The sequence below is a fragment of the Stenotrophomonas sp. 2YAF22 genome, from assembly GCF_052114665.1.
Lineage (GTDB): Bacteria > Pseudomonadota > Gammaproteobacteria > Xanthomonadales > Xanthomonadaceae > Stenotrophomonas > Stenotrophomonas indicatrix.
In genome coordinates, this window is sequence record NZ_JBFRFE010000821.1 from 1 (window position 1) to 1,516 (window position 1,516).

At 67.8% G+C, this 1,516-nt stretch carries 3 protein-coding genes; 2 read left to right on the forward strand and 1 reads right to left on the reverse strand.

The window, feature by feature from the left end; all coding sequences use genetic code 11:
* A partial coding sequence (locus AB4Y84_RS21430) for a fumarate hydratase (RefSeq protein ID WP_442250902.1) occupies positions 1 to 266 on the reverse strand: 266 nt, incomplete at its 3' end.
* Between the two features lie 146 nt (positions 267 to 412).
* Here AB4Y84_RS21430 and AB4Y84_RS21435 point away from each other — a divergent pair.
* Complete coding sequence (locus AB4Y84_RS21435; RefSeq protein ID WP_442244307.1) at positions 413 to 1,309, forward strand: RNA polymerase sigma-70 factor; 897 nt, start codon at positions 413 to 415, stop codon at positions 1,307 to 1,309.
* A 36-nt stretch (positions 1,310 to 1,345) separates the two neighbouring features.
* Positions 1,346 to 1,516, forward strand: a 171-nt coding sequence (locus tag AB4Y84_RS21440) for a carboxymuconolactone decarboxylase family protein (RefSeq protein WP_442250903.1), incomplete at its 3' end; no start/stop codon positions are given.

The window sequence follows — 1,516 nt, forward strand, 5'->3', positions numbered from 1 at the left end:
ATGGTGGCGTCATCCCAGCGCACGTCCATGCCGATTTCCAGGAACACSGTGACGATGCCGGTGTCCTGGCAGATCGGCCGATGGCCTTCGGCGCACATCCGCGAGTTGATCAGGATCTGCGCGATCGCCTCCTTCGCTGCCGGCGACTCCTCGCGCTCATAGGCGGCGGCAAGGTTCTTGATGTAGTCGACCGGGTGGTAGTACGAGATGTACTGCAGCGCGTCGGCGACGGACTGGATGAGGTCTTCCTGCTTGATCGATGTCACGGATTGCTCGCTTGCTGAAGGCTGGCGGGGGTAATCCGCCCATTTTACCCCCTCCCTCGACCGTGGGGTGGTGGTGCCGGCCGCTGGCCGGCAAGATCTGACCTGCCCTCTGTCACGCTGCACCCCGCTGGCGCGTCCTTGCCCACATGAACGCCGAAACCGCCTTCCAGACCCACCGCCCACGCCTGATGGCGCTGGCCTACCGCCTTCTTGGCAGCCGCAGCGACGCCGAGGACGTGGTCCAGGACGCCTGGCTGCGCTGGGCCGGCAGCGATGCGGCCGCCATCGTCGACCCCGAGGCCTGGCTGGTGACCACCACCACCCGGCTGGGCCTGGACCGGCTGCGGGCGGCCAAGCGCGAGCGCGCGCACTACGTCGGCCCGTGGCTGGCCGAACCGCTGGCGATCACCCTCGAACCCGACCCGGCGCCCGGCCCTGCGCAGCTGCACGCGCTGGCCGACGGCGTCTCCGTGGCCTTCCTGACCCTGCTCGAACAGCTCGGACCGGAGGAACGCGCCGCCTTCCTGCTGAAGGAAGCCTTCGACCACGACTACCGCGAGATTGCCGAGCTGATCGGCCACAGCGAGGCCAATTGCCGCCAGCTGGTGCACCGGGCCCGGCAGCGCCTGCAGTCTGGGCGGCCGCGCTTCAATGCCGATGCCAGCCAGCACCGGCAGCTGCTGGCGCGTTTCATGGACGCCTCCCAGCGGGGCGACAGCGAGGCCATCCAGGCGTTGCTGCATGCCAACGCGCTGCTGGTTTCCGATGGCGGTGGCGTGGTCACCGCAGCGGTGCGGCCACTGCTGGGTGCCGAGCGTATCGGCCGCCTGTACTGGGCCATCGCCCGTCGCGGCGCGGCGCATCCGGCACAGCTCGGCTACGTCAATGGCGAACCGGCGATCCTGCGTTTCGAAGGCGACCACCTGCACTCGATCACCACCATCGAAGTGGTCGATGGCCGCATCGCCAATCTCTACAGCGTGCTCAATCCGAACAAATTGCCGTCGGTTGTCACGCGCGGCGATGCTGCGGCGTCCTTGTAATGAAAGGCGGCCACCGTGGCCGCCGTGGAGCCGAAAATGTCCGACCACGCCTCTCCCCGCGTTCCCTACACCCGCCTGGCCGCCGAGGCCTTCAAGGGCCTGCTGGCCACCAGCAAGGCAGTGCATGACAGTTCGATCGATCCGACGTTGATGGAACTGGTGTTCCTGCGCGTGTCGCAGCTCAACGGCTGCGGCCACTGCATGGAC

Coding starts and splice junctions, on each gene's coding strand:
- AB4Y84_RS21435 (WP_442244307.1), top strand. CDS start 413: ATGAACGCCGAAACCGCCTTCCAGACCCACCGCCCACGCCTGATGGCG.